Source organism: Marinomonas sp. TI.3.20 (assembly GCF_038155025.1).
Lineage (GTDB): Bacteria > Pseudomonadota > Gammaproteobacteria > Pseudomonadales > Marinomonadaceae > Marinomonas > Marinomonas flavescens.
This window is the reverse complement of the sequence record NZ_JBAKAS010000144.1, coordinates 1-251: the sequence shown is the minus strand read 5'-3', so window position 1 is coordinate 251 and position 251 is coordinate 1. Positions and strand designations below refer to the sequence as shown.

The window sequence follows — 251 nt, the reverse complement described above, 5'->3', positions numbered from 1 at the left end:
CAATCCCTTGCTCTCTGTCTATCTATAACCTTAGATCCACTTGTCGTTTTACGCCACTCAGAAATGAAAAAAAGTAATAGATAATAATTTGAGCTTGCCTAGGTGGTGATGCCCGGACGCTCACTTTTGTAGGTTCGATTGCGTACTCTTTCTTTTTTTAACAATGAGAAAAAGCTTTCCGCAACAGCATTATCATGGCAGTTACCACGACGACTCATACTGGCTTCCAGATTATTATCTTTTAAGAAGGT

Annotated in this window: 1 pseudogene; it reads right to left on the bottom strand. The window is 39.4% G+C overall.

Annotated features, from left to right (window positions below):
• Nucleotides 1-122 precede the first annotated feature (122 nt).
• A pseudogene (locus tag V6259_RS19930) lies at nt 123-251 on the bottom strand (IS3 family transposase); the annotation flags it as partial.